General features: G+C 46.6%; 1 rRNA gene. It reads left to right on the forward strand.

Features of this window, described 5'->3' with window-relative positions:
• Window positions 1-136 precede the first annotated feature (136 nt).
• Window positions 137-247, forward strand: a 5S ribosomal RNA gene (rrf, locus tag KW850_RS33035); the annotation flags it as partial.

Genomic DNA, 247 nt, shown 5'->3' on the forward strand with positions numbered 1-247 from the left:
AGGTGGAAGCGTGGTAACATGTGGAGCTGACTGATACTAATCGTTCGAGGACTTAACCATTTTTAAGGCAATCTCGGGTTTACAAACTTCTTCTGCATTATCTAGTTTTGAGGGAATGATACCTCAAACCAAATAGTCTGGTAATTAAGGCGAGAAGGTCACACCCGTTCCCATACCGAACACGGAAGTTAAGCTTCTCAGCGCCGATGGTAGTTGGGACACGCGTCCCTGTGAGAGTAGGACGTTG

It is taken from the genome of Bacillus sp. sid0103, from assembly GCF_019219025.1.